General features: G+C 68.8%; 25 protein-coding genes and 1 riboswitch. Of the genes, 15 read left to right on the plus strand and 10 right to left on the minus strand.

The window, feature by feature from the left end; translation table 11 throughout:
• Nucleotide 1 precedes the first annotated feature (1 nt).
• Complete coding sequence (locus GC106_RS21050; protein WP_173133309.1) at nucleotides 2-2,104, minus strand: RecQ family ATP-dependent DNA helicase; 2,103 nt, start codon at nucleotides 2,102-2,104, stop codon at nucleotides 2-4.
• Between the two features lie 94 nt (nucleotides 2,105-2,198).
• On the opposite strand from GC106_RS21050, the gene GC106_RS21055 reads away from it, so the two are divergent.
• The 3 genes from GC106_RS21055 (at nucleotide 2,199) to GC106_RS21065 (ending at nucleotide 4,324) form a co-directional block, all read left to right on the plus strand.
• Nucleotides 2,199-2,780 carry a TetR/AcrR family transcriptional regulator gene (locus tag GC106_RS21055; protein ID WP_173133311.1) on the plus strand — a complete coding sequence of 194 codons (582 nt, stop codon included), beginning with the start codon at nucleotides 2,199-2,201 and terminating at the stop codon, nucleotides 2,778-2,780.
• Between the two features lie 84 nt (nucleotides 2,781-2,864).
• Nucleotides 2,865-4,097: a cytochrome P450 gene (locus tag GC106_RS21060; protein ID WP_173133313.1), complete on the plus strand. Its 1,233-nt coding sequence runs from the start codon at nucleotides 2,865-2,867 to the stop codon at nucleotides 4,095-4,097.
• Entirely contained in the window at nucleotides 4,094-4,324 is a 231-nt protein-coding gene (locus tag GC106_RS21065; protein WP_173133315.1) for a ferredoxin, read from the plus strand. Before GC106_RS21060 ends, GC106_RS21065 begins: the two co-directional genes overlap by 4 nt.
• A 28-nt stretch (nucleotides 4,325-4,352) precedes the next feature.
• Here GC106_RS21065 and GC106_RS21070 read toward each other — a convergent pair whose 3' ends face one another.
• Nucleotides 4,353-5,024: a nitroreductase family protein gene (locus GC106_RS21070; RefSeq protein ID WP_246366397.1), complete on the minus strand. Its 672-nt coding sequence runs from the start codon at nucleotides 5,022-5,024 to the stop codon at nucleotides 4,353-4,355.
• Between the two features lie 124 nt (nucleotides 5,025-5,148).
• On the opposite strand from GC106_RS21070, the gene nadD reads away from it, so the two are divergent.
• The 7 genes from nadD to GC106_RS21105 all read left to right on the plus strand — a co-directional run bounded on the left by nadD (nucleotide 5,149) and on the right by GC106_RS21105 (nucleotide 11,826).
• The gene (nadD, locus tag GC106_RS21075) at nucleotides 5,149-5,763 is read left to right on the plus strand and encodes a nicotinate-nucleotide adenylyltransferase (RefSeq protein WP_173133319.1); all 615 of its coding nucleotides are present in this window, start codon (nucleotides 5,149-5,151) and stop codon (nucleotides 5,761-5,763) included.
• 69 nt (nucleotides 5,764-5,832) lie between these two features.
• Nucleotides 5,833-6,219 carry a ribosome silencing factor gene (gene rsfS / locus GC106_RS21080; protein WP_173133321.1) on the plus strand — a complete coding sequence of 129 codons (387 nt, stop codon included), beginning with the start codon at nucleotides 5,833-5,835 and terminating at the stop codon, nucleotides 6,217-6,219.
• Nucleotides 6,216-6,830 (plus strand): histidine phosphatase family protein, encoded by a 615-nt coding sequence (locus tag GC106_RS21085; RefSeq protein WP_173133323.1) that lies wholly within the window; start codon nucleotides 6,216-6,218, stop codon nucleotides 6,828-6,830. Before rsfS ends, GC106_RS21085 begins: the two co-directional genes overlap by 4 nt.
• Complete coding sequence (octT, locus tag GC106_RS21090; protein WP_173133326.1) at nucleotides 6,827-7,546, plus strand: diglucosylglycerate octanoyltransferase; 720 nt, start codon at nucleotides 6,827-6,829, stop codon at nucleotides 7,544-7,546. Before GC106_RS21085 ends, octT begins: the two co-directional genes overlap by 4 nt.
• A gap of 11 nt (nucleotides 7,547-7,557) precedes the next feature.
• Complete coding sequence (locus tag GC106_RS21095; protein WP_173133329.1) at nucleotides 7,558-8,400, plus strand: DegV family protein; 843 nt, start codon at nucleotides 7,558-7,560, stop codon at nucleotides 8,398-8,400.
• Between the two features lie 137 nt (nucleotides 8,401-8,537).
• A complete protein-coding gene (locus tag GC106_RS21100; protein ID WP_173133332.1) occupies nucleotides 8,538-9,251 on the plus strand; it encodes a ComEA family DNA-binding protein in 714 nt (237 codons plus the stop codon).
• A gap of 175 nt (nucleotides 9,252-9,426) precedes the next feature.
• Complete coding sequence (locus GC106_RS21105; protein ID WP_376777758.1) at nucleotides 9,427-11,826, plus strand: DNA internalization-related competence protein ComEC/Rec2; 2,400 nt, start codon at nucleotides 9,427-9,429, stop codon at nucleotides 11,824-11,826.
• A gap of 58 nt (nucleotides 11,827-11,884) precedes the next feature.
• Here GC106_RS21105 and thrC read toward each other — a convergent pair whose 3' ends face one another.
• Nucleotides 11,885-13,141, minus strand: a complete 1,257-nt coding sequence (gene thrC / locus GC106_RS21110; protein WP_173133335.1) for a threonine synthase — start codon at nucleotides 13,139-13,141, stop codon at nucleotides 11,885-11,887.
• A gap of 11 nt (nucleotides 13,142-13,152) precedes the next feature.
• A riboswitch (SAM riboswitch) is annotated at nucleotides 13,153-13,267 on the minus strand.
• 108 nt (nucleotides 13,268-13,375) lie between these two features.
• Between thrC and holA the strand changes: the two genes are divergently transcribed.
• Nucleotides 13,376-14,356, plus strand: coding sequence for a DNA polymerase III subunit delta (gene holA, locus GC106_RS21115; RefSeq protein ID WP_312872764.1), 981 nt, complete (start codon nucleotides 13,376-13,378; stop codon nucleotides 14,354-14,356).
• A 68-nt stretch (nucleotides 14,357-14,424) separates the two neighbouring features.
• Here holA and rpsT read toward each other — a convergent pair whose 3' ends face one another.
• From rpsT to GC106_RS21130, 3 genes are all read right to left on the minus strand, one after another.
• On the minus strand, nucleotides 14,425-14,685 hold the full coding sequence (gene rpsT / locus GC106_RS21120) for a 30S ribosomal protein S20 (protein ID WP_173133341.1): 261 nt from the start codon (nucleotides 14,683-14,685) through the stop codon (nucleotides 14,425-14,427).
• Nucleotides 14,686-14,852: 167 nt separating this feature from the next.
• On the minus strand, nucleotides 14,853-15,677 hold the full coding sequence (locus tag GC106_RS21125; protein ID WP_173133344.1) for a M48 family metalloprotease: 825 nt from the start codon (nucleotides 15,675-15,677) through the stop codon (nucleotides 14,853-14,855).
• 2 nt (nucleotides 15,678-15,679) lie between these two features.
• A complete protein-coding gene (locus GC106_RS21130; protein ID WP_173133346.1) occupies nucleotides 15,680-16,075 on the minus strand; it encodes a type II toxin-antitoxin system PemK/MazF family toxin in 396 nt (131 codons plus the stop codon).
• A 62-nt stretch (nucleotides 16,076-16,137) separates the two neighbouring features.
• Here GC106_RS21130 and lepA point away from each other — a divergent pair, with 62 nt between their 5' ends.
• Nucleotides 16,138-17,985 (plus strand): translation elongation factor 4, encoded by a 1,848-nt coding sequence (gene lepA / locus GC106_RS21135; RefSeq protein ID WP_312872778.1) that lies wholly within the window; start codon nucleotides 16,138-16,140, stop codon nucleotides 17,983-17,985.
• Nucleotides 17,986-18,018: 33 nt separating this feature from the next.
• Here lepA and GC106_RS21140 read toward each other — a convergent pair whose 3' ends face one another.
• Both GC106_RS21140 and GC106_RS21145 read right to left on the minus strand, forming a co-directional pair.
• Nucleotides 18,019-18,219: a hypothetical protein gene (locus GC106_RS21140; RefSeq protein ID WP_173133351.1), complete on the minus strand. Its 201-nt coding sequence runs from the start codon at nucleotides 18,217-18,219 to the stop codon at nucleotides 18,019-18,021.
• Between the two features lie 150 nt (nucleotides 18,220-18,369).
• The gene (locus tag GC106_RS21145) at nucleotides 18,370-19,212 is read right to left on the minus strand and encodes a pentapeptide repeat-containing protein (protein WP_173133353.1); all 843 of its coding nucleotides are present in this window, start codon (nucleotides 19,210-19,212) and stop codon (nucleotides 18,370-18,372) included.
• A 196-nt stretch (nucleotides 19,213-19,408) separates the two neighbouring features.
• Between GC106_RS21145 and GC106_RS47940 the strand changes: the two genes are divergently transcribed.
• The 3 genes from GC106_RS47940 to GC106_RS21160 all read left to right on the plus strand — a co-directional run bounded on the left by GC106_RS47940 (nucleotide 19,409) and on the right by GC106_RS21160 (nucleotide 22,625).
• Entirely contained in the window at nucleotides 19,409-19,780 is a 372-nt protein-coding gene (locus tag GC106_RS47940) for a hypothetical protein (RefSeq protein WP_246366403.1), read from the plus strand.
• A 77-nt stretch (nucleotides 19,781-19,857) separates the two neighbouring features.
• On the plus strand, nucleotides 19,858-21,522 hold the full coding sequence (locus tag GC106_RS21155; RefSeq protein ID WP_173133355.1) for a chitinase: 1,665 nt from the start codon (nucleotides 19,858-19,860) through the stop codon (nucleotides 21,520-21,522).
• Between the two features lie 68 nt (nucleotides 21,523-21,590).
• Complete coding sequence (locus GC106_RS21160) at nucleotides 21,591-22,625, plus strand: NAD(P)H-dependent flavin oxidoreductase (RefSeq protein WP_173133357.1); 1,035 nt, start codon at nucleotides 21,591-21,593, stop codon at nucleotides 22,623-22,625.
• On the opposite strand, the gene GC106_RS21165 is transcribed toward GC106_RS21160, so the two are convergent.
• On the minus strand, nucleotides 22,585-23,085 hold the full coding sequence (locus GC106_RS21165; protein WP_173133360.1) for a GNAT family N-acetyltransferase: 501 nt from the start codon (nucleotides 23,083-23,085) through the stop codon (nucleotides 22,585-22,587). The two genes, GC106_RS21160 and GC106_RS21165, sit on opposite strands and share 41 nt — an antisense overlap.
• 14 nt (nucleotides 23,086-23,099) lie before the next feature.
• Nucleotides 23,100-23,603: a GNAT family N-acetyltransferase gene (locus GC106_RS21170; protein ID WP_173133361.1), complete on the minus strand. Its 504-nt coding sequence runs from the start codon at nucleotides 23,601-23,603 to the stop codon at nucleotides 23,100-23,102.
• Between the last annotated feature and the right edge of the window lie 16 nt (nucleotides 23,604-23,619).

The following is a 23,619-nucleotide window of genomic DNA, read 5'->3' on the forward strand; positions in this document are numbered from 1 at the left end:
GTCAGGTTGTCGTCGCCAGCGCGAACGGCAGTACCGCTCGCGCTCCCGCGTCCGCCAGCAGCTTGGCGGCCACGGCCATGGTCCAGCCGGTGTCGATCTGGTCGTCCACCACCAGGATCGGCCCGCCGACCCGGCGCACGCCTTCGGCCAGCGATGCCGGTACCTGCATCGCGTGCCACAGACCGGCCAGGCGTTGCGCGCTGTTGCCCCGGCGGTCGGCTCCCGCGGCGATCCGCACCTCGCCGAGGAACTCCAGCCGTCCGATCCCGGCGAGCCGCTCACCCAGGCTGCGGATGAGCTTCGGCCGGGACCCCGAGGAGATGGTGGCGACCGCGACCGGCCGGTCGTCCCATTTCCACGTGGCCAACACCTTCACGCACGCGTCGAACACGTCGTCCGGCACGGGTTCGTCGGGTGCTGTCGCGCTCAGCATTGTTCTCAGCCTGTTGCCCCAGCCGATGTCGGTCAGCCTGCCGAGCGCACGTCCGGGGCTCGCCTGCTCGTTCTTCGCGATCTTGCCCGACAACGGCACGCCCAGGGCGCCCATCCCTGGCGGCCACTGCCGTCGCGGCATCACCTCCACTCCCGGGCGCCGCAGCCGATCCCGCGCCTCGGCCGCGCCGCCCTGGGAAACCGTTGTGTCCCAGGTATTTCCTGTGCAGTTGTCACACCGTCCACACGGTGCCGCGTGCGGATCGTCCAGCTGGCGCAGCAGGAACTCCATCCGGCAGCCAGTGGTGGCCTGGTAGTCGAGCATCGCCTGCTGCTCGGCCACCCGCGCCTCGGCCACATGCGCGTACCGTTCGGAGTCGTACGTCCAGGAGCTGTCCAGAAGCACCCAGCCGCCGCGTTCCCGCCGCACCACACCGTCCACATCGAGCACTTTGAGCACGACTTCGAGGCGTGAGCGCGACAGGTCCACCCGGGGTTCCAGAGCAGGCAACGACATCGGCCCGTCCGCGCCCGCCAACGCGTCGAGCACCTGCCGCACCACCGGCTCCGGTGGAAAGGCCAGCGAGGCGAAGTACGCCCAGATGTCCCTGTCCTCCGCGCCAGGCAACAGGAGCACCTCGGCCTTGTCCACCCCACGGCCCGCCCGGCCGATCTGCTGGTAGTACGCGATCGGCGACTGTGGTGCGCCCAGGTGCACCACGAACCCGAGATCCGGCTTGTCGAACCCCATCCCGAGCGCGGACGTCGCCACCAACGCCTTCACCCGGTTGGCCAACAGGTCTTCCTCGGCCCGCAACCGTTCCGCTTGTTCCGTCTTCCCCGAGTACGCCCTTGCTTCGAACCCCCGCTCGCGCAAGAAGGACGCCACTTCTTCGGCCGCCGCGACAGTCAGTGTGTAGATGATCCCGGAGCCAGGCAACTTCGGGAGTTGTTCCGCCAGCCATGCCAGTCGCGTCGCGGCGTCCGGCAACCGCACCACCGCCAATCTTAGACTCTCCCGGTCGAGCGCGCCACGCAGGACCAGAGTGTCCATTGCGGAGGGTCCAAGTCCCAGCTGCTGCGCCACATCCCGCACGACGCGGTCGTTGGCCGTCGCCGTGGTCGCCAGCACCGGGACGCCTTGCGGCAGCTCGGTCAGCAACGTGCGCAGCCGCCGGTAGTCGGGCCGGAAGTCATGCCCCCAGTCCGAAATGCAGTGTGCCTCGTCCACGACGAGCAGCCCTGCCGACGCCGTGAGTGAAGGCAGCACATTGTCGCGGAAATCCGGGTTGTTCAACCGTTCCGGACTGACCAGCAGCACGTCGACGTCACCCGCGTTGACCGAGTCCTGCACCTCGCGCCACTGGTCGGAGTTGGCCGAGTTGATCGTCGCCGCGTGCACGCCCGCCCGTGCGGCCGCCTCGACCTGGTTACGCATCAAGGCCAACAGCGGTGAGACGATCACAGTCGGCCCGGCGCCGCGCGCCCGGAGCAACGCCGTCGCCACGAAGTAGACGGCTGATTTACCCCACCCCGTACGCTGGACGACGAGCGCGCGTCTGCGCCCGGCGACGAGTGCCTCGATGGCGGTCCACTGATCATCCCGCAGCCGGGCATGGTCGCCGGCGAGCGCCCTGAGGTGACGCTCGGCGTCTTGGCGTAGTTCGTTCACGATTCCACCTCTACCGTATTGGCCGCAGGTGCACCGTAGTAAGCGGCGACGAGTCAGTGCGAACGGACCGTTCGTACGGATTGCAGGAGCGGACTTGACCGAACAGCGCAAGCGTGGCTCGACCGCGAGCAAGGAGGCTTTGCTCGACGCCGCAAGGGATTTGTTCGCCGAACGCGGCTACGACCGGACCACGGTGCGCGACATCGCCGGCCGCGCCGGGGTGAACCAGGCGTTGTTGTTCCGCTACTTCGGCAGCAAGGAGGCGTTGTTCGCGGCGGTCGTCGCCCGCTCCGGCCGGGACCGGCTCGCCGGATCACCACCCGATCAGGTGTTCGCCCGGATCCTGCGCGGCATCCTCGACAAGGAGCACCACGGCGACCACGCGATGCGGATCATGCTGCGGTCGACCGGGGAGGACGCCGTGGCCCGGGAGATCCACGACCGGCTCGGCCAGGACTACATCCGGGCGCTGGCGGGTACGACCGGCCATCCGGACGCCGCTCTGCGGGCGCACCTCGTGCTGGCCTGGATCGTGGGGATCGACCTGCTGCGGTCGGTGACCGGTGCCGAGCCGCTCGCCGGTGCCGACAGCGACCACGTCATGGCGTGCGTGTTGCCCGCTGTCCGGACGCTGCTCGAACAGGTGCAGGACATTCCGTCCCATTCGGACACATAGTGCGACGTTTCATTGACGGCGAGTTATGGCCGGAGTACCTTCCGGTGATGTAAGCAAGCGCTTACCATCGGAGGGGGCAGATCGATGACCACCACCCAGAACCCGATCGACTTCCCGTTCAGCGGCGGCGGCACCGATGACTACGTCGCGCTGGTCCCGCCGGCCGAGCAGGCCGGCCTCGCCGACGGCGAACCACTGGTCCGGGTCCGGCTGCCGTACGGCGGTGACGCGTGGCTGGCACGCCGTTACGAGGACGTCAAGGTCGTGCTGGCCGACCAGCGGTTCAGCCGCGAGGCCACGCTCGGCAAGGACGTGCCCCGCTGGTCACCGGTGATCCAGACCGTACGCAGCATCCTCAGCATGGATCCGCCGGACCACACACGGCTGCGCAAACTGGCCACGAAGGCGTTCACGGCCAGACGGATCGAGATGCTCCGGCCCCGCGTCCAGCAGATCGTGGACGACCTGTTCGACGCCATGATCGCCAACGGTGCGCCCGCCGACCTGATGGCGTCGGTGTCGTGGCCACTGCCGATCACCGTGATCTGCGAGATGCTCGGCGTTCCCTACGAGGACCGGGCCGAGTTCCGGGCGTGGACCGACACTTCCCTCGCGATCACGGCGTACACGCCGGAGGAGATCCAGCAGGCGCAGCAGGACCTGCGGGACTACATGAAGGGCCTGCTGACACAGCGCCGCGAAGACCCCCGCGACGACTTGCTCACCGCGTTGTTGCAGGCGAGGGACAACGACGACCGGCTCAACCCGGACGAGATCGTCCAGCTGGCCGCCTCGCTGCTGGCCGCCGGGCACGAGACGACCGCCAACCAGTTCGGCAACTTCGTCTACAGCCTGCTCACCCACCCGGACGAACTGGCCAAACTGCGGGCGAACCACGACCTGGTGAACAGCGCCGTGGAAGAGCTGCTGCGGCACACGCCGCTTGGGGCGACCGGCGGGCTTTTCGTCCGGATCGCCAAGGAGGACGTGGAACTCGGTGGCGTGACGATACGGGCCGGTGAAGGCGTGTTCGCCGACGCGCAGGCGGCCAACCGTGACCCGCGGATGTTCGACCACCCCGACGAGCTGCGGCTGGAGCGTCAGGTCAACCCGCACATCGCGTTCGGCCACGGCGTGCACCACTGCATCGGCGCCCAGCTGGCCAGGCTGGAACTGCAGGTCGCGCTCGGCACGGTGATCCGGCGTTTCCCGGACCTGTCACTGGCCGTGGACGCGCGGGAGGTGCCGTGGAAACATGGCCGCCTGGTACGTGGCCTGCAAGAGTTGCCGGTCACCTGGGCGGAGGTACGCGAGTGAGCGATTCACAGTGGCGGCTCGAAGTCGACCGGCACCTGTGCATCTCGTCGGGGATGTGCGTCGGCATCGCGCCGGACCATTTCGAACTCGAAGGCGACGGCTCGCATGCGCTGGCTGACGTCGTCGACCAGGACGAGGCCGTGGTCGACGCGGCCGAGTCGTGCCCGGTCGAGGCGATCAAGGTGTTCAGCGCGGCCAGCAACGAGCTCGTCGCACCGACCGACTGAGATCGGTGAACTCCGGGCGTGAACGCCTTCACGCCCGGATGATCACCTCGTCGAGCGACTTGCGCACCAGGTCGGGCACCACCGCGTCCCGCGCCGGGTAGCCGACCGCGATCACCGCGAACGGCTTCTCGTTGTGCGGCCTGCAGAGCATGTCCGACAGGAAGTCCATCGAGTTCGGCGCGTGCACGAGCGCGGACAGGCCGGACAGGTGCAGCGTGGTCAGCAGCATCCCCACGGAGATCCCGACCGACTCGTCGACGTGGTAGTGCTTGTGGCTCGCACCGTTCGCGTCGAGATAGAACTGCTGCTCGAACACCGCGATCAGATAGGGCGCGTCGGTGAGATGCGGTTTGTGCGCGTCCGTGCCCAGCGGCACCCGCGCGGCGAGCCACTCCTGGCCGAGCCGCCCCTCGTAGGAACGCTGCTCGTCCTCCTCCACGGCCGTCCGGATGGCCGCCCTGGTCTGGGGGCTCGTGACCAAAACGTAGGTCCACGGCTGCTGGTTCGCACCGGACGGTGCGGTCGCGGCCACGGCGATGGCGTCGAGCACGACCTGCTCAGGGACCGGGTCAGTGGCGAACGTACGGACCGTACGCCGTTCGCTCATCCGTTCCCGCAGGTCAGCGGAGATCGCCATGGACGCCTTCGCCGGAATCCGGGCCGGCTGGTACGGCACGGGCTGGTAGGGCTGGCCGTGCATGGGTGTCCAACTCCTCATAGCCGTTCATCCTGCACCGGTGATCAGGTGAAATGCGCGCACAAGAGGTGAAAAAGGCAGGTAATGGCCCCTTGTGCCCCCTTGATGCCGCGTACCCTCCCGAGCTATGTCGGCGAACTGTCGCATCGGGATCATGGGTGGCACCTTCGACCCGATACACCACGGTCACCTCGTCGCGGCCAGCGAGGTCCAGGCACGGTTCAACCTGGACGAGGTCGTCTTCGTCCCGACCGGCCAGCCGTGGCAGAAGGGCGAACGCGAGGTCAGCCCGGCCGAGGACCGGTACCTGATGACGGTGATCGCCACCGCGTCCAACCCGAGGTTCTCGGTCAGCCGGGTGGACATCGACCGCGACGGGCCGACGTACACCGTCGACACGCTGCAGGACCTGCGGGCCGCACGGCCGGACGCGGAGCTGTTCTTCATGACCGGCGCCGACGCGCTCGCGCAGATCCTGTCGTGGCGGGACGCCGAGAAGCTGTTCGGCCTGGCCCATTTCATCGGCGTGACCAGGCCCGGGTACACGCTCGACGACCACCACCTGCCGGACGGTTCGGTCAGCCTGGTCGAGGTCCCCGCGATGGCGATCTCGTCGACCGCGTGCCGCGACCGTGTCGCGCTCGGGGAGCCGGTCTGGTACCTGGTCCCGGATGGTGTCGTGCAGTACATCCAGAAGCGCAACCTGTACTCCGATCGGACCATCGAATGCCGGCCGGAATAGCCTGGAGCCCGCACGGCCACGCCCAGGTACCCTCATACCTCAATCGCTGAAGGCCGGACAAGGAGAGATGTGGCTGCTACGCCCGACGCACGCAGGTTGGCGCTGGTGGCGGCCAACGCGGCGGCTGACAAACTGGCCAGTGACATCGTCGTGCTCGACGTGTCCAACCAGCTGGTGATCACCGACTGCTTCGTGATCGCCTCCGCGCCCAACGAACGCCAGGTGGGCGCCATCGTCGACAACGTCGAGGAGAAGATGCGCGAAGCCGGCACCAAGCCGGTCCGCCGCGAAGGCGCCCGCGAGGGCCGCTGGGTGCTGCTCGACTTCGTCGATGTGGTCGTGCACGTCCAGCACACCGAGGAACGCTCGTTCTACTCGCTTGAGCGGCTCTGGAAGGACTGCCCGCGCATCGAGTTCGACCCTGCCGAGCCCACCCAGGCCGGGCAGGAGACGTGACGCTTCGCCGCCTCGTGCTGTGGCGGCACGGGGAGACCGACTACAACGCCTCCAGCCGGATGCAGGGGCATCTGGACTCCGCGCTGACCGAGGTCGGCTGGAACCAGGCGCGGTTCGCCGTGCCCGCGTTGGCCCGGTTCTCCCCGGATCTGGTGGTCGCGTCCGATCTGCGCCGGGCGACCGACACGGCGACGGTGTTCGTCAACGCGACCGGGGTGCCGTTGCGCATCGACAAGCGTTTGCGTGAGACCAACCTCGGCAGCTGGCAGGGCATGACGGGTGCCGAGGTCGACGAGATGTCCCCGGGGGCACGAACCCTGTGGCAGAACGACGCGACCTGGGCACCGCCCGGTGGCGAGTCACGTGTCGAGGTCGCCGCTCGTGCCATCGAGGTCGTCGCCGATCTCGACAAGGGGGACGAACAGACCGTCATCCTGGGCACGCACGGCGGCCTGATCACCGCGCTGACGGGCAAGCTGCTCGGCCTGCCGGTGGAGAACTGGCCGCTGCTCGGCGGCATCGGCAACTGCCACTGGACCGTGCTGGCCCGGCGGGAGAGCACAGGACAGGCTTGGCGGCTGATCGCGTACAACGCCGGCATAACCGGATGACCAGACTGCTGTTCTTCGGCGACTCGCTGAGTTTCCACGGCCCTGATGGCCCCATGCCCGCTGACGACCCGCGGCTGTGGCCCAACGTCGCGGCCGCGGAGCTCGGCGGCACGACGGAGCTCGTCGCCGGTTTCGGCTGGACGGCCCGGGACGCCTACTGGTCGCTGGTCGGCGATCCTCGCGTGTGGACGTTGCTGCCCAAGGCCGACGTGCTCGTTCTTGGCGTCGGAAGCATGGACACGCTGCCTTCACCGTTGCCGACGTACCTGCGGCAAGGCCTGCGGTACCTGCGTCCGGACGGGCTGCGGCGATGGGTTCGTTCCCAGTACCTGGCCGCTCAGCCCTGGCTCTCGCAAGTCATGCGCGGACGCCCGGTCGCCCTGCCGCCCGCGTTGACGGTCCGGTACCTCGATCTGATCCTGACCTCGATCCGGGCGCTCCGCCCCACCCTGCCCGCGGTCGGCGTGTTGCCGCCCGAGCACCGCGCGCCTTCGTACCGCGGGGTGCACACCGGGCGGGTGCCCGGCGCTCGGGCGATCTCCCGGTGGGCCGCTTCGGCCGGTGTCCCCCTGCTGGACCTGGCAGCGTTGACCAGGGACCACGTGCTCGGCGGGCAGGGCAACGCCGACGGGATGCACTGGGGCTGGGACGCCCACAAAGTCGTCGGCCGGGCTTTGGCCGAGTCGGTCGGCTCCGCCGGGGTGAAAGAGACGTAGGCTCGTCGTTCATGCCGGTCGTCGTAGTCACTGACTCCACGGCGCACCTGCCGGAGGGCTTCGCCGTCCGGCACGCGGTGCGCGTGGTGCCCCTGCACGTCGTGATGGACGACCGGACCGGTTTGGACGGTATCGACATCGGCCCGACACAGCTGGCCGGGGCGTTGTCGCAACGGCTGGTGGTGACGACTTCACGACCGTCGCCGCACGAGTTCGCCAAGGTCTACCGGGACGAATTGGACGCTGGCGCGTCCGCGGTGGTGTCCGTGCACCTGTCCCGGCACCTGTCGGGAACGTGGGATTCGGCGCGTCTGGCAGCGGAGGAGGTCGGCGCTGACCGCGTCCGCGTCGTGGACTCCCGGACCACGGGGATGGGACTCGGGTTCGCCGCGTTGCGCGCCGCCGCGGCCGCCGCTGACGGCGCGAAGGCACTGGAGGTCGAGGCGGAGGCGGTGACCACCGCGGCCCGTGCCAAGACGTACTTCATGGTCGAGACGCTCGAGTACTTGCGCCGGGGCGGGCGCATCGGTGCCGCGGCGGCGTTGGTCGGAACGGCCTTGGCGGTCAAGCCGGTTCTGCACGTCGCGGACGGGCGGATCATGCCGCTGGAGAAGGTCCGGACGACCAGCCGCGCGATGGCGCGCCTGGTGGAACTGGCGGTCGACTCGGCCGGCAGCGGACCGGTTTCCCTTGCCGTGCACCACCTTGCCGCACCGGACCGGGCCGCCGAACTGGCCACCCGGCTGGAGGAACGGCTGCCTCGGTCCTCGGGCTGCGTGGTGTCCGAGCTGGGCGCGGTCGTCGGCGCGCACACGGGCCCGGGTGTCCTGGGGGTAGTGGTCCTCCCGGACTGACCCGCTACCACAACCCACCGACAATCCCGCCCCGGAAACCGGGTCGAAGCCCGGACTTGTCCACAGAGCCCCCTCTGTCCACAGCCACCCACCCCGGCCCCGGGCGTCCCCCGCGGAACCGGCCTAACGTCGAAGACATGTTCGAAACGCTCCGGCGGAAAACGGCCGACGACAAGGACCCCAGGACAAGGCTCAGGGAGCTGGCGACCGCCAGTACGGTCACCGTCCCCGAACACACCGAGGAATGGATAGACGAGACACCACCGGAACCCGTGGCCCGGCCACGCCTCAAGAACCTCCGGCTGCCGGTCGTCGTTACGGCCACCGTGGTCATCGCGGCCTGCGCCACGATCGGAATCCTTGTGGCACAACCGGACAAAGAAGTACCGCCGCCACTCCCGGCCGCTGTCGTCACCACGAACACCAGTACCGCCACGGGAAGAATCGTGGTGAGCGTGGTCGGTCGCGTACCGAGACCAGGGCTGGTGACCTTACCGGAAGGCGCCCGCGTGGCCGACGCGGTTCACGCGGCAGGCGGAGCGTCCGATCTGGACACTCTTGCTCTCAACATGGCTCGTCGCCTGAGTGACGGCGAACAAATCTACGTCGGCATCCCACCACCACCGGAGGCGGCGCCCGCACCCCAGTCCAAACCAGCCAAGATCGACCTGAACACAGCCACAGCGGCGCAACTCGACAGTCTGCCGGGCGTCGGCGCTGTCACGGCGCAACGCATCATCGACTGGCGCACCGAACGCGGCCCGTTCACGGCCGTGGACCAACTTCGCAACATAGACGGAATCGGCGAAACCCGTTACTCCAGACTGAAGGACCTGGTGACCGTACGATGACCATCCCCTTCCTGCCCACAACACCCCACAGCTGGCCCTTCCCGCCCGCGGAAACGTTCTGGCTCACCGCCCTTTTCGGCCTCCTGCTCGTCGCGAAACTCCGCCTCCCACCGTGAGCCGCCCCTGCGCACAACTGCCGTGCGCGACTCTCCAGCGGCGCTGTGCCTGAAAGGAGGTGAATTCATTGGCAGACGTCAAATCCCGCGACCCGCTGAAGAATCGGGACTGGCGGCTGGTGCCGGCCGCGCTGGCCGTGTGGCTCGCCGCGCTCCTGGGCCTGCTCGTCAGTTGGTGGTGCGCGGTCGTGATCGGTCTGCTCGGCGGTGTGGCCGGAATCCTTGTCCTGCGAAGACGGTGGCCGCGGCTGGGCGGAGACGTCCGTGGCCGGTGGTTGCGGCGTGGCATGGGGTGGTCCCTGCTGGTGTGCGGGGTGCTCTCGGTGGTGCCGACTTCCCTGCGGTTGCGCGCGTGGGAGCAGGATCCGCTGAGAACGCACGCGGCAAGAGGCGAATCGGCGCGGTTGACGGTCGTCCTGTCGGACCGGCCCCGGCCGATCTTCTCGGCGGGATTCGGCGGGCAGCAGGCCGGTGCGCGGTTGGCCTCGGTGTCCGGTGAGGTCGAGCACGCCACAGTGGACGGACAACCGGTCCCGTCCACAGGGGCGGTGGTGCTCCTCGTTCCTCTGAAGAACTGGTCGGACTTGTTGCCCGGGCAGGAAGTCCGCGCAGGCGGGCAGCTGGCGCCCGGTGACTCGGCGGTAGCCGTTCTCCGTGTGCGAGGTCCGCCTGAGGAGGTCACGCCCGCACCGGTGTGGCAGCGGGTGGCCGAAGCGATGCGAGCCGGACTGCGTCGGGCCGCGGGAGTGCTTCCGCCGGAGTCGGCAGGGTTGTTGCCCGCGTTGGTCGTCGGCGACACGTCGGTGTTGCCGCAACGTGTGGTCGAGGAGTTCCGTGCGGCCGGGATGGCTCATTTCCTCGCGGTCAGCGGTGCGAACTTGGCCATCGTGGGTGTGGCGACGTTGCTGTTGCTACGGACCTTGCGGCTGGGACCGCGGCTCTGCGCCGCCGGTGCCGCGGTGACCCTCCTGGGGTTCGTAGTGCTGGCGGGACCGGAACCGAGTGTGTTGCGGGCCGCGGTCATGGGCGGCGTCGGGTTGCTGGCATTGGTGATCGGGCGTGAACGGGCCGCGTTGCCTGCGTTGGCGACGTCAGTCGTCTTGCTGGTGTTGCACGACCCGATGATGGCCACCAACCTCGGCTTCGTGCTGTCCGTGCTGGCCACGGGTGCGTTGGTCCTTCTGGCCGCAAGGTGGTCACGGTCGATGGCCGACCGTGGTGTGCCGAGGTTGTTCGCGGAGGCAGTGGCGGTCCCTGCTGCGGCGCACTTGGCGACGGCTCCGGTGGTCGCCGGGATGAGCGGACAGGTCAGCCTCGTGGCGGTCGGCGCCAACCTGCTTGCCGCGCCAGTGGTCGCGCCGGCGACGGTGCTCGGGTTGTTGGCAGCGCTCGTCGCCGCGCCGTTGCCGTGGCTGGCGGAGTTCTTCGTCTGGCTCGCCGGACCCGCGCTGTTCTGGATGATCCAGGTCGGGCGGCACGCCGCCGCGATCCCCGGCGCGGCGCTGGACTGGCCCGCCGGATGGTGGGGAGGGATACTGCTGGCCTTGGTCCTGGCCGTCGGCGTGGTGCTGTTGCGGCACAGGCGACTGCGCGTCCTGACGATCGCCGTGGTCGTCGGACTGGTGGTCGTGCTCGTCCCCGTCCGGGTCCTGGCACCAGGATGGCCGCCGTCCGGCTGGTCGTCGGTAGTGTGCGATGTGGGACAAGGCGACGCGATCGTGCTGTCGACCGCGGAGCCGGGGCGCGTCGTGCTCGTCGACACCGGCCCGGATCCCGGTGCTGTCGCGGGATGCCTCAGCAGGCTGGGAGTGTCGCGGATTCCGTTGGTGATCCTCACCCATCTGCACGCGGATCATGTGGGCGGACTGTCGGCGGTCCTCGACGAACACACGATCGGGGCAGTCGCGGTCGGCTCCGGGAGGTTGCCGGAGTGGGCGTGGCGGCAGGTGCGGACGGAGGCCGGCCGGTCGCGGGTTCCGCTCCTGAGGCTGACCGCCGGTCAGCGGCTGGACTGGCCAGGTCTGGCGATAGAGGTGCTCGGCCCGCGGCACACCGACAGCCGGGAGAAAGGCGAGGCGAACGGCACAGAGATCAACAACGGGTCGGTCGTCCTGCGCGCGACCACAGGCAGCGGGCGGATTCTGCTGACCGGTGACGTCGAACTGGCCGCCCAGACCGACTTGCTGGACACCGGAACCGACCTGCGGGCCGATGTCCTGAAAGTCCCGCACCACGGGAGCCGGTCCATCGTGCCGGAGTTCATCGCCGCCGTCCGGCCACGCATCGCCATGATCAGCGTCGGTGCGGGAAACCGTTACGGGCACCCGAACTCGACGACGCTGGGACGGCTGATCACCGGCGGGGCCACGGTGCTCCGCACGGATCAGGACGGCGACGTGGCCGTCACAGGTGACCTCTCCGTGGTGCGGCGAGGCAATCCACGCGGCCCACCCCGGTAGCCCGGGACGGGCCGCCGGCCGGATGCCGGCAGCCCGTCCCGGAAGCCGGAAGCCGCTGTCAGAAGCCGAGTGCTTTGTGGACGGCGTCAGCCGACGGCGGGACGGTGGCGCGCGGGCCGACCTTGGTCTCGATGGCGTCCAAGGTCTTCAGTCCGTCACCGGTGATCAGCAGGACCGTCTCGGCCTCCGGGTCGAGCTTGCCGGTCTCGATCAGCTTCTTCGCCGTCGCGACGGTCACGCCGCCCGCGGTCTCGGTGAAGATGCCCTCGGTACGGGCCAGCAACCGGATGCCCTCGACGACTTCCTCGTCACTGACGTCCTCGATCGCGCCCTGGGTGCGGTTGACGACATCGAGCACGTACGGGCCGTCGGCGGGGGCGCCGATGGCGAGCGAACGCGCGATGGTGTCCGGGCGCACCGGCTGGACCACGTCGTGGCCCGCCTTGTACGCCGCCGACACCGGCGAGCATCCGGTGGCCTGCGCGCCGAAGACCCGGTACGGCGTCTCGTCGACGAGCCCGAGCGAGCCGAGCTCGCGGAAACCCTTGTCCACCTTGGTCAACTGCGCACCGGAGGCGATCGGCACGACCACCTGCTCAGGCAGCCGCCAGCCGAGCTGCTCGGCGATCTCGAACGCCAGGGTCTTGGACCCTTCGGCGTAGTACGGCCGGACGTTGACGTTCACGAACGCCCAGTCCTCGTGCTCCGCGGCCAGTTCGGTGGCCAGGCGGTTCACGTCGTCGTAGTTGCCTTCGACGGCGATCAGCGCGCCGTCGTACACCGCCGTGGTGAGAATCTTGGCCCGCTCAAGGGAGGACGGGATCAGCACGACCGACTCCCAGCCGGCGCGGGCGGCCGCGGCGGCGGTGGCGTTGGCCAGATTGCCGGTCGACGGGCAGGCCAGCACGCGGAAACCAAGCTGGCGCGCGGCGGCCAGCGCGACGGCGACGACGCGGTCCTTGAAGGAGTGCGTCGGGTTTCCGGTGTCGTCCTTGACCCACAGGCTCTTCACGCCGAGCGCGGCGGCGAGCCGGTCGGCCTTCACCAGCCGGGTCAGGCCGGGCTCGGTGTTCGGGTGGCTGTCCACATCGGACGGAACCGGGAGCAGGTCACGGTAGCGCCAGATGTTCTTGGGGCCCGCTTCGATGTCCTCCCGCCGGATCGGGCCGAACGAGTACTTGACCTCGAGCGGGCCGAAACACTCCGAACAGGCGAACTCCGGGGCGAGGGGGATCTGGTGACCGCACTCGCGGCACGACAGTGCCTGGGCAGGTCCGAGGTCGAAGGTGGTGGGCGCACCGACTGTGGTCGTCATCGCGAGGTATCTCCTCATCTTTCCGGCTTTCGCCGGTCGGAATTGGCACCGTGTTCGCCACCTGAACGGTGTGCGCCGGTTGCCGGGGCTTCTTCGGGCCGATCCCTCTGCCCCTCTGGATGAGCAATATTCGGTTGTGGGTCTTTCAGCCGGACACGTTACGGCACGGCGGTTACCCGATGCCACCCAAGGCGCCCACTATCCGGGAGCGCGGCCCGTGGCAGGATGCTGGGTGTGAACGCCCCGGCCGTGACGCCCGAGCCGCTGCAACTGGTGCTGGGCGAGGAAGAGCTACTGGTAGACCGCGCGGTCCGGGCCGCGCTGGAAGCCGCCCGGCTGGCCGACCCGACAGCGGACCTGACCAGGGTCCGGGTGGCTGATCTCACAACCCCGCTGCTGACCGAGCTGGTCAGCCCGTCGCTGTTCGCCGAGGCCCGCGTGGTCGTGCTGGAGGCGGCGCACGAGGCGAGCCAGGAGATCGCCGACGCGATCATCTCCTACGGCAGGAATCCGGCGGACGGTGTCGTGCTCGTGGTGCTGCATTCCGGCGGCGGGCGCAGCAAGGTGGCCAAGGCGTTGCCCGCGGCGCTGAAGAAGGCGGGCGCGAAGGTGACCGAGTGCCCCAAGCTGACCAAGGCTTCGGAGCGTGAGGAGTTCGTCCGGCACGAGATCCGCGTCGCGGGCGGCCGCACCGATGCCGCGGCCGTCGCCGCCCTGATCGAGACCGTCGGCTCGGACCTGCGCGAGCTCGCGTCCGCCGCGGCGCAGCTGGTCGCCGACACGGACGGCAAGGTCGACGAGAACGCCGTCCGCCGCTACCACAACGGCCGCGCCGAGGTGAACGGCTTCGCCGTCGCGGAGAAGGCGGTCGTCGGTGACCTGCCCGGAGCCCTCGAGGCACTCCGCTGGGCCATGCAACTCGGCGTGCCGCACGTCCTCGTCGCGGACGCCCTCGCCGACGCCGTGCGCACCGTCGCGCGGGTTGCCCCGCTGGGCCGGATCGACCCCTTCAAATCAGCCGGTGAGCTGGGCATGCCGCCCTGGAAGATCCGCAAGGCCATGGGCCAGACCCGAGGCTGGCACCCGGCCGGACTGGCCGACGCGATGCAGATCGTCGCCCAGCTCAACGCCGACGTGAAAGGCGCCGCGGCCGACCCGGGCTACGCGCTGGAACTCGCCATCATCAAGATCGCCCGCGCCCACCGCCGCGCCTGACCTACGCCCTGGTCCGGGCACGAAAAAGCCCGCACCTGCCGAGAGCGGTGCGGGCCTTGTCGCGGTTGTCAGAGGCTGTTGGCGCGCTTGGCCATCGACGACTTGCGGTTGGCGGCCTGGTTGGCGTGGATGACGCCCTTGCTGGCGGCCTTGTCCAGCTGACGGCTGGCGACCTGCAACAGCTCCATGGCCTTGTCCTTCTCACCGGCGTCGGCGGCCTCGCGGAACTTCCGGATCGCCGTCTTCACCGAGGACTTCACGGACTTGTTGCGCAGGCGAGCGGCCTCGTTGGTCTTGATGCGCTTGATCTGGGACTTGATGTTGGCCACGCGGGTACTCCTCAGTGTCGCTATCCGGATTGCCGTACCGCGCCAGCCGGCCCCGCGATCGCGGGTTTCCTCCAGGGCGGAATGCCACACGGCACGACCGCACAAGGGTAACAACCCGTTACCGCGGCCGGCGAATCCGCCCCTGCGAGACCTGGAGCACCGCCGGATCAGACGGTCTTCTCCTCCCGGTCCGGGCCGAGTTCCTCGAACAGCTGACGCTGCAGGTAGGGCAGGGACTTGTCCGGTTCGGTGAGCAGTTCCCAGGCGGGCCCGCCGTGCTCGGGCCACTCCGTGACGCCTGCCTTGGCCAGCGCTTCCGTGCCCTCTGGCGTGGTCAGGTAGGCGTTGAACCGCTGCACCAGGTCGGGGGTGCGGTACTGGTACGACACCCGGGCGGAGGAGAAACGGAAATCGCGCCATACGGCCGCCAACGCGGGCAGCTTGACGAAGGCGGACTTCGCGGCCTGGTCGTCGGACGCACTGGCCGCGACGGCTTCGGCCTGCTCGGCCCGTGTGCGGGTGTGCGACTTCGTGATCAGCTGATACGGCCGCAGCACGGCCCTGGGAAGCCGGGACTCCCAGGGCGAGACCAGCTGGAAGTGCGCAAGCTCCCGGCCGGTCACCGCGCGCAACTCGCTCACCGACAACCCGCCCAGCAGCGGCAGGCCGAGCACCAGGCACCGGAAACCGCCGCTGTACTCCCGGACGTCCGCGCGCATGTCCGGGCCCAGCCGGATCTCGTCGGGCGTGCGGCACCCGGCGACCTCGGCCACCTCGTCGACCATCTGCCACAGACCCGGATGTAACTTGCGGTTGATCCACGCGCCCTGCGTCTCCGGCTTCGTCCGGCGCATCAGCACGTACCGCACGAAAAGCCACAGCAGCACGACGATCAGCAGCAGCGCCGCCCACGTGGCACTGAAGAGCATGGCCACGGCCGTGAGTACCCCGGCCGCGAGTGTTGCGAGCAGTACGAGGTACCCGGCCAGCATGGTCAGCCCCTGGTACGTGCGGCCACCGCGGCGGCCACCCGTGCGAACCGCTCTGGTTCCAGCACCGCGCCCTCCCTGCGGATGTCGTCCTCGTCCAGCTCGTACATCCGGTCCCACGAGCCGTTGCCCAGCCCGACCCAGCCACGCTGGCCCGTGCGGTCCTTGCTCGACAGCATCATGGCCAGCAGCCGCTGACCGTTTCGTCCGATCACCAGCAACGGCCTATCCTTACCCCTGTCCGGGTCCTCCTCATAGGGAACCCAGGCCCAGACGATCTCGCCGGGATCCGCGAGGCCGTCGAGGTCGGGGGAGTAGTCCAGCGTCGAGCCGGGCTCGATGACATGCACCTGCCGGACACGGCCGTGGGCGGGCTTGGGGTCTTCGCCGGGATCACGCACGCGGCGAGCGTACTGGTCATGGGACTATTGAGCGGTCAGGCATGCAAACAGCGAGGGAATCAGTGGCCACGTTCGCCGATACGACGTTCACGCCGCCGGAGCGCATCCGGAACTTCTGCATCATCGCGCACATCGACCACGGCAAATCCACCCTGGCCGACCGGATGCTGCAGCTCACCGGCGTGGTCGAGGAACGCGCCATGCGGGCTCAGTATCTGGACCGGATGGACATCGAGCGGGAACGCGGCATCACGATCAAGGCGCAGAACGTGCGCCTGCCGTGGGTGGTGGACGACGAGGAGATCGTCCTGCACATGATCGACACGCCGGGGCACGTCGACTTCACCTACGAGGTGTCGCGGGCGCTGGAGGCCTGTGAGGGCGCGATCCTGCTGGTCGACGCCGCACAGGGGATCGAGGCGCAGACCCTGGCGAACCTGTACCTGGCGCTGGAGAACAACCTGGCGATCATCCCGGTGCTGAACAAGATCGACCTGCCCGCGGCCGACCCGGAGAAGTACTCCCGTGAGCTGGCGCACATCATCGGCTGCGAGCCGGAGGACGTGCTGCGGGTCTCCGCGAAGACCGGCGAGGGCGTGCGTGAGCTGCTCGACGCGGTCGTGCGCCAGGTCCCGCCGCCCGTCGGCGAGGACAACGCGCCCGCCCGGGCGATGATCTTCGACTCGGTCTACGACACCTACCGGGGTGTCGTGACCTACATCCGGGTGGTGGACGGCCGGATCACCCCGCGGGAGCGCATCCGGATGATGTCCACCGGTGCCGTGCACGAGCTGCTCGAGGTCGGCATCATCTCGCCGGAGCCCAAGCCCAGCGCGGGCCTCGGGGTCGGCGAGGTGGGCTACCTGATCACCGGTGTGAAGGACGTCCGCCAGTCCAAGGTCGGTGACACGGTCACCTCCGAACGCAAGGGCGCGACCGAGCCCCTGGCCGGGTACCGCGAGCCGAGGCCGATGGTCTACTCCGGGCTGTACCCGCTGGACGGCTCGGACTACCCGGACCTGCGGGAGGCGCTGGACAAGCTGCGGCTCAACGACGCGGCGCTGACCTACGAGCCGGAGACCTCGGCGGCCCTGGGCTTCGGTTTCCGCTGCGGCTTCCTCGGCCTGCTGCACCTGGAGATCACCCGCGACCGGCTGGAGCGCGAGTTCGGCCTGGAGCTGATCTCCACGGCGCCGAACGTGGTCTACCGCGTCGTGACCGACGACGGCACCGAGACGACCGTGACCAACCCGTCCGACTGGGTCGACGGCAAGATCATGGAGGTCTACGAGCCGATCGTGAAGACGACCGTGATCTGCCCGAGCGAGTTCATCGGCACGGTCATGGAGCTGTGCCAGGCCCGGCGCGGCCAGCTCGGCGGCATGGACTACCTCTCGGAGGACCGGGTCGAGCTGCGCTACACGATGCCGCTCGCGGAGATCATCTTCGACTTCTTCGACTCGCTGAAGTCCCGCACCCGCGGCTACGCCTCGCTGGACTACGAGGAGGCGGGCGAGCAGACCGCGAACCTGGTCAAGGTCGACATCCTGTTGCAGGGCGAACCCGTCGACGCGTTCAGCGCGATCGTGCACCGGGATGCCGCCTACACCTATGGCACCCGGATGGCCACGAAACTGCGCGAGCTCATTCCGCGGCAGCAGTTCGAGGTGCCCATTCAGGCGGCCATCGGTTCTCGCGTGATCGCCCGGGAGACAATTCGCGCGATGCGCAAGGACGTTCTCGCCAAGTGTTACGGCGGTGACATCACCCGTAAGCGCAAACTGCTGGAAAAGCAGAAGGAAGGCAAGAAGCGGATGAAGATGGTGGGCCGCGTCGAGGTCCCCCAGGAGGCGTTCGTCGCGGCCCTGTCGACCGACGAGACGGGCGACAAACCCAAGGGCAAAAAATAGCACCCGTGTGGGTGAGCGGCCGGCTCCGGCCGCTCACTGGTCGATGGGCGGATGGCAGTCACATGCCCTGACCAGGTGCCAGACCCAGCTCGGGTCGCCGCCGAACGGTGTCCCGGCCCGGACGCATTCCTCGGCGTGGACCTGGTTGTTCGGGTAGTAGTAACCGGTGGTCTGGCAGATCGTGCCGCCCCGGGTCAACGGCAGGTCGGTGCCGGTGCCGCGTGTGCTGTCCATGATTCTTCTCCTATGTCGTTCGTGACCGGATATCCCGAGAATCCGGATCGCGGCCGGTGAAGTCGAGCGTATTTCCCCCTTCGGGTGACGTGAGCAGGACAACTCGCCGGGGTGTGCCGGGTGGTCCCGCGGATCTGTAGACTTCGCGGCTCAACACCGGTCGGCCGGTTTTCCCGGCGGGGATTCCACCGCCCCGGCACGAATGGCGTCGTCTCGAGTGAGGTCCGCGGCCGGGAATACAGTTCCCGTGATGGAGGCGCCGGAGAGATCGGCTCCGGACAGGACGGCGCCGGTGAGGTTCGCGCCGGACAGATCGGCGCCGTGCAGCGTCGCCCCGGACAGGTTCGCGCCGGTCAGGACGGCACCGGACAGGTTCGCCTGCGTCAGGTCGGCCTTGTCGAGGTGCGCGTGTGCCAGCCGGGCCCGGTTGAGCTGGGCACCCGCCAGCCGCGCCCGGCTCAGCACCGCGCCCTGGGGATGGTCGGACGGCAGGGTGGGCTCGCTGAAGTTCGCGCCGACGAGATAGGCGCCGGTCAGGTCGGCGTCGATCAGCGTGGCTCCGCGCAACGCGCTGCCCTGCAGCTGGACGCACCGGAATCTGGCTCCGGGCAATAGGAGCAGGTTGAGGCACGTGTGCCGCAGATCGACAGCGCGACCGGCTTCGAGTCCGGAAAGGACAGTCAGGACGGTGTGCGTTTCGGTGTCGATGCCGTCGTAGCCGCACGGTTTCCCGACCAGGGCCCGGTGTTTGCGCACCGAAGCCGCCAGGATCGCGGTGACCGCGGCCCGGTCACGGGGCGATTCCCGGGCGATGCTGTCCAGTTCGTGGATCCCGCCGAGCTTGACCAGTTCGTCGGTGCTGGCGAAGTGGTCGATCGCCCGGTTGAAGCGATCGGTCACCTGGCCGCGCTCGGCGATCTCGACCTGCCGCCGCGTCTCGCCCAGGGAAAGGCCGGTGAACACCAGCGCGCCCGCCGCGGTCAGCGCGGTCACCAGTTGAACCCAGTCGAATGACCCGCGTTTCCTGCGTGATCTGGCCACGTAGGGGAACATCGGCAGTGCGCCGGCGAGCCAGCACTACTCGAAGGTGTGGGCGGCGAACTCGTCCAGCAGGCGGATCGCCTCGGCGTACTTCGCGCGAAGCCGATCTTGCGTCTCGGCGTCGAGCGCCGCCAACCGGACCGGATCGGTGGTCGCCGATGTCCGCGCGTTTGACCTGAACGGCGATCGGGTCCGCGGCCACGCGCCTGAGGTAGTCCGGCATCGCCTCGCCCGGGACCTTGCTCAACGCCACGACCGACGTGATCACGTCCTCAGGGCAGCCCGCGGAGCGAAGGTCCGCGGCCGTGAGCGACGTGTCCTCGATGACGTCGTGCAGCACGGCGGTCATCTGGGCATGCGCGCCCCGCACCCGCGCCATCACGCGCAGCGGGTGGTCGATGTACGGGTTGCCGCTCTTGTCGACCTGGCCGGCGTGTGCCTCGCGGGCGATCCGGATGGCGTCATCGAGTACGAAACCCATGCGCGTCATTGTGCGCTTCGCACACAAGAGCCGAACTAGGGGTTGACAGCGACTATTGGTCTAATCCATTTTAGTGGTGTAGACCACAAGCCGGGCGCGGGTGTGGAGAAAAGAACATGGTCAGCAGGACCAGGCGGCTGCTCGCAGCCGTCTCCGCCGCTATTGCCGCGCTCGCTCTGGTACCGGCCGGGCAGGCCGTCGCCGCCAACATAGTGGGCAACCCGGGCTTCGAGACGGGCACGTTATCCGGCTGGTCGTGCACGGGCGCGACCGTCGTGAGCAGTCCCGTCCGGTCCGGCACGAAGGCGTTGGCCGGGACGCCGAGCGGGCAGGACTTCGCCCGTTGCACCCAGCAGATCCCCGTGCAGCCCAACACCGCCTACAAACTCACCGCGTGGGTCAACGGCAGCTACACCTACCTCGGTGTCAACGGCAACGGCCTGGCCGACCGCAACACCTGGGCACCGGGAACCGGCTGGACGCAGTTGAGCCTCGACTTCACCACCGCGGCGTCGACGAGCAACGTCACGGTCTACCTGCACGGCTGGTACGGCCAACCCACGTACTACGCCGACGACGTGTCCCTCGACGGTCCTGGTGGGACACCGACGATCCCCGCCGCACCAACAGGATTGAGCGCGAACGCGACGAGCCCGACGAGCGCGAGCTTGTCCTGGAACGGGCCGTCCAACGCGACGAGCTACCGCGTCTACCGCAACAACCAACTCGTCGCCTCACCGACGGCCAGTTCGTACAGTGACAGTGGCCTGACGGCGGAAACGACCTACAGCTACCAGGTCAGCGCCGTGAACTCGGTCGGTGAATCGCCAAGGACCACAGCGGTTTCCGTGACGACACCGCCGACAGGGGGCGGCAACCCGGGCGGTCCGTTGCCCAAACACGTGCTGACCGGCTACTGGCAGAACTTCTACAACGGCGCCAAGGCGCTGCGGCTCGCCGACGTGCCGACGACCTACGACATCATCGCGGTTTCCTTCGCCGACGCGGTCGCGGGCCGTGCGGGCGGTGTCACGTTCACGCTCGACTCCGGTCTTTCCTCGCAGCTGGGCGGATACACCGACGCGCAGTTCCGGCAGGACGTCAAAACCGTGCAGGCACGCGGCCAGAAGGTGATCATCTCGGTCGGCGGTGAGAAGGGCACGGTGGTGGTCGGCGACAACACCGCGGCCACCAACTTCGCCAACGACATCAAGAGCCTGATCAGCACCTACGGCTTCGACGGCGTGGACATCGACCTGGAGAACGGCATCCACCCCGGCCCGATGGCGACGGCGTTGCGCAGCATCCACGCGGGCGGCGGCAAGATCATCACGATGGCGCCGCAGACCATCGACATGCAGAGCACCCAGGCCGGGTACTTCCAGCTGGCGCTGAGCATCAAGGACATCCTGACCATCGTCAACATGCAGTACTACAACTCCGGCACCATGCTGGGCTGCGACCAGGGGGTGTACGGCCAGGGCACGGTCAACTTCCTGACCGCGCTGGCGTGCATCCAGCTGCAGAACGGCCTGCGCCCCGACCAGGTCGGGCTCGGCCTGCCGGCGTCACCCAGCGGCGCCGGAGGCGGCTACCAGTCGCCGTCGAACGTCAACAACGCACTGAACTGCCTGGCGCGCGGGACCAACTGCGGGACCTTCAAGCCGAGCACCACCTGGCCGGGCATCCGTGGCGCGATGACCTGGTCGATCAACTGGGACGCCTCGAACGGCTACCAGTTCGCGAACACTGTCGCACCGCACCTCGACACCCTGCCTTGAGGTGCACCGGGAGTGGCTCTCGCCTCAGCCCACGGGCGAGAGCCACTCCCGAGTTCTATCCTCGGCTCATGTTCCCTCGTGTCATCGTCGCGCCCATGGCAGGTGGTCCGTCCACGCCGGAACTCGTCGCGGGGGCGGTGAACGCGGGAGCGTACGGCTTCCTCGCGGCCGGGTACGTCACGCCGGAGGCCCTGGCCGGGCAGATCGCCAGGACCAGGGACCTGACCTCGAAACCCTTCGGGGTCAACGTGTTCGTCCCCGGCGAGGAGTCCACTGAGGATGTCGCCGCGGACCTGGCGGCCTACCGGGACAGGCTGAAGGCCGCGTACGGCACCGAGCCGGGTGACTCGACGTGGACCGACGACCACTACCCGGCGAAGATCGACGTGCTGGTGGACGACCCGGTGGACACCGTCTCGTTCACCTTCGGGCTGCCGTCGCGCGACGATGTCGCCCGGTTGCGGGCCGTCGGCAGCAGGATCGTGATCACGGTGACCAGTCCGGCGGAGGCCCGGCAGGCCGCCGAGCTGAGCCCGGATGCCTTGTGCGTGCAGGGTTTCGAGGCAGGAGCACACCGTGGTGTGTTCGTCGACGACAACGCCCCGACGTACGGTTTGCTTGCCGCGCTGCGGCTTGTCGGTGCCGCGGTCGACCTTCCGCTGATCGCGGCGGGCGGTCTGGTGCACGGCGCGGACATCGCCGCGGTGCTCACCGCGGGTGCGGTCGCCGCCCAGCTCGGCACCGCCTTCCTGCGCTGCCCCGAGGCCGGGACCCAGCCGTTGCACCGGGAAGCCCTCGGCGGCAGCCGGGAAACCGCGATCACCCGGGCGTTCAGCGGCCGGTCCGCCCGGGCCATGGTCAACCGGTTCATGACCGGCAACGACCCGGCTCCGCGGGCGTATCCGCAGATCAACAGCATGACCAAGCCGATCCGCGCGGCCGCCGCGAAAGCCGGCGATCCCGAGGCGATGTCGTTGTACGCGGGCCAGACCTACTCGCAGGCGCCGCAGGGACCAGTGGCCGAAGTGGTCGCCCTGCTGGACAAGCAGCTGCGGGACGCGATCAGGTCCGTTGGCTCAGCACTTGACCAGGCCACTCGTTGACGGTGAACGTGTCCGTCTTCACGAAGCCGTTGCGTTCGTAGTAGCGGACGAGCTCGCCGGTGCCACCGGCGTAGCAGTCGACGCGTACCAGCGATATGCCGCGTTCGCGGGCCAGCGAGACGGCCTTGTCCAGCAGCTGGGAGCCGATCTTCTTGCCCGCGTGCCGCCGCGAGGTCAGCAGGAGCCGGACGTAGATCTCCGGCTCGTCGACCAGCGGCACGTGCGGATCGGGCTTGCCGGCCGTGACCAACACGCCCACGGGCTCGCCGTCCAGCTCGGCGACCCACAGTTCGCCTTCGGCGAGGATGTCCCTCACGCGCGTGATCCTCGCGGCGTTCTGTGACCACGGCTGCGTGCCCCATTGCTGGGTGTTCCCCTGGGACACCATCCACGCGACGGCCTCGTCGCCCAACGCCAGGATCGTGTCGAGGTCGGTGTCGTCACCGGCACGAATTCGCATGTGTTCTGTCTACCTCAGATCCGTTGGACCAACACCTGGCCGGGCCAGTCGTTGATGGCTGTGAATGTCTCTGCTTTCACGAAGCCGTTGCGTTCGTAGTAGCGCACGAGGTCTCCCGTGCCGCCGGCGTAGCAGTCGACGCGTACCAGCGATATGCCGCGTTCGCGGGCCAGCGAGACGGCCTTGTCCAGCAGCTGGGAGCCGATCTTCTTGCCCGCGTGCCGCCGCGAGGTGATCAGGAACCACACGTAGACCTCCGGCTCGTCGACCGGCTGGACGTGCGGCACGGGGTGGTCGCCGGTGATCATGGCACCGACCGGTTCGCCGTCCAGTTCGGCGATCCACAGGTCGGCCGCGGCGATCATGTTCCGGACGCTCTGGGCCCGGCCGGCGCTCTGTGTCCACGGCATGGTGCCCCACTGGTGGATGTTGCCGCGCGCCGCCATCCACGCGACTGCCTCGTCGCCCAACGCCAGGATCGTGTCGAGGTCGGTCTCGTCACCAGCGCGAATTCGCATGCGTCATGTCTACCCC

Origin of the sequence: Kibdelosporangium persicum, assembly GCF_013280595.1 — a bacterium.
Classification (GTDB): Bacteria; Actinomycetota; Actinomycetes; order Mycobacteriales; family Pseudonocardiaceae; genus Kibdelosporangium; species Kibdelosporangium persicum.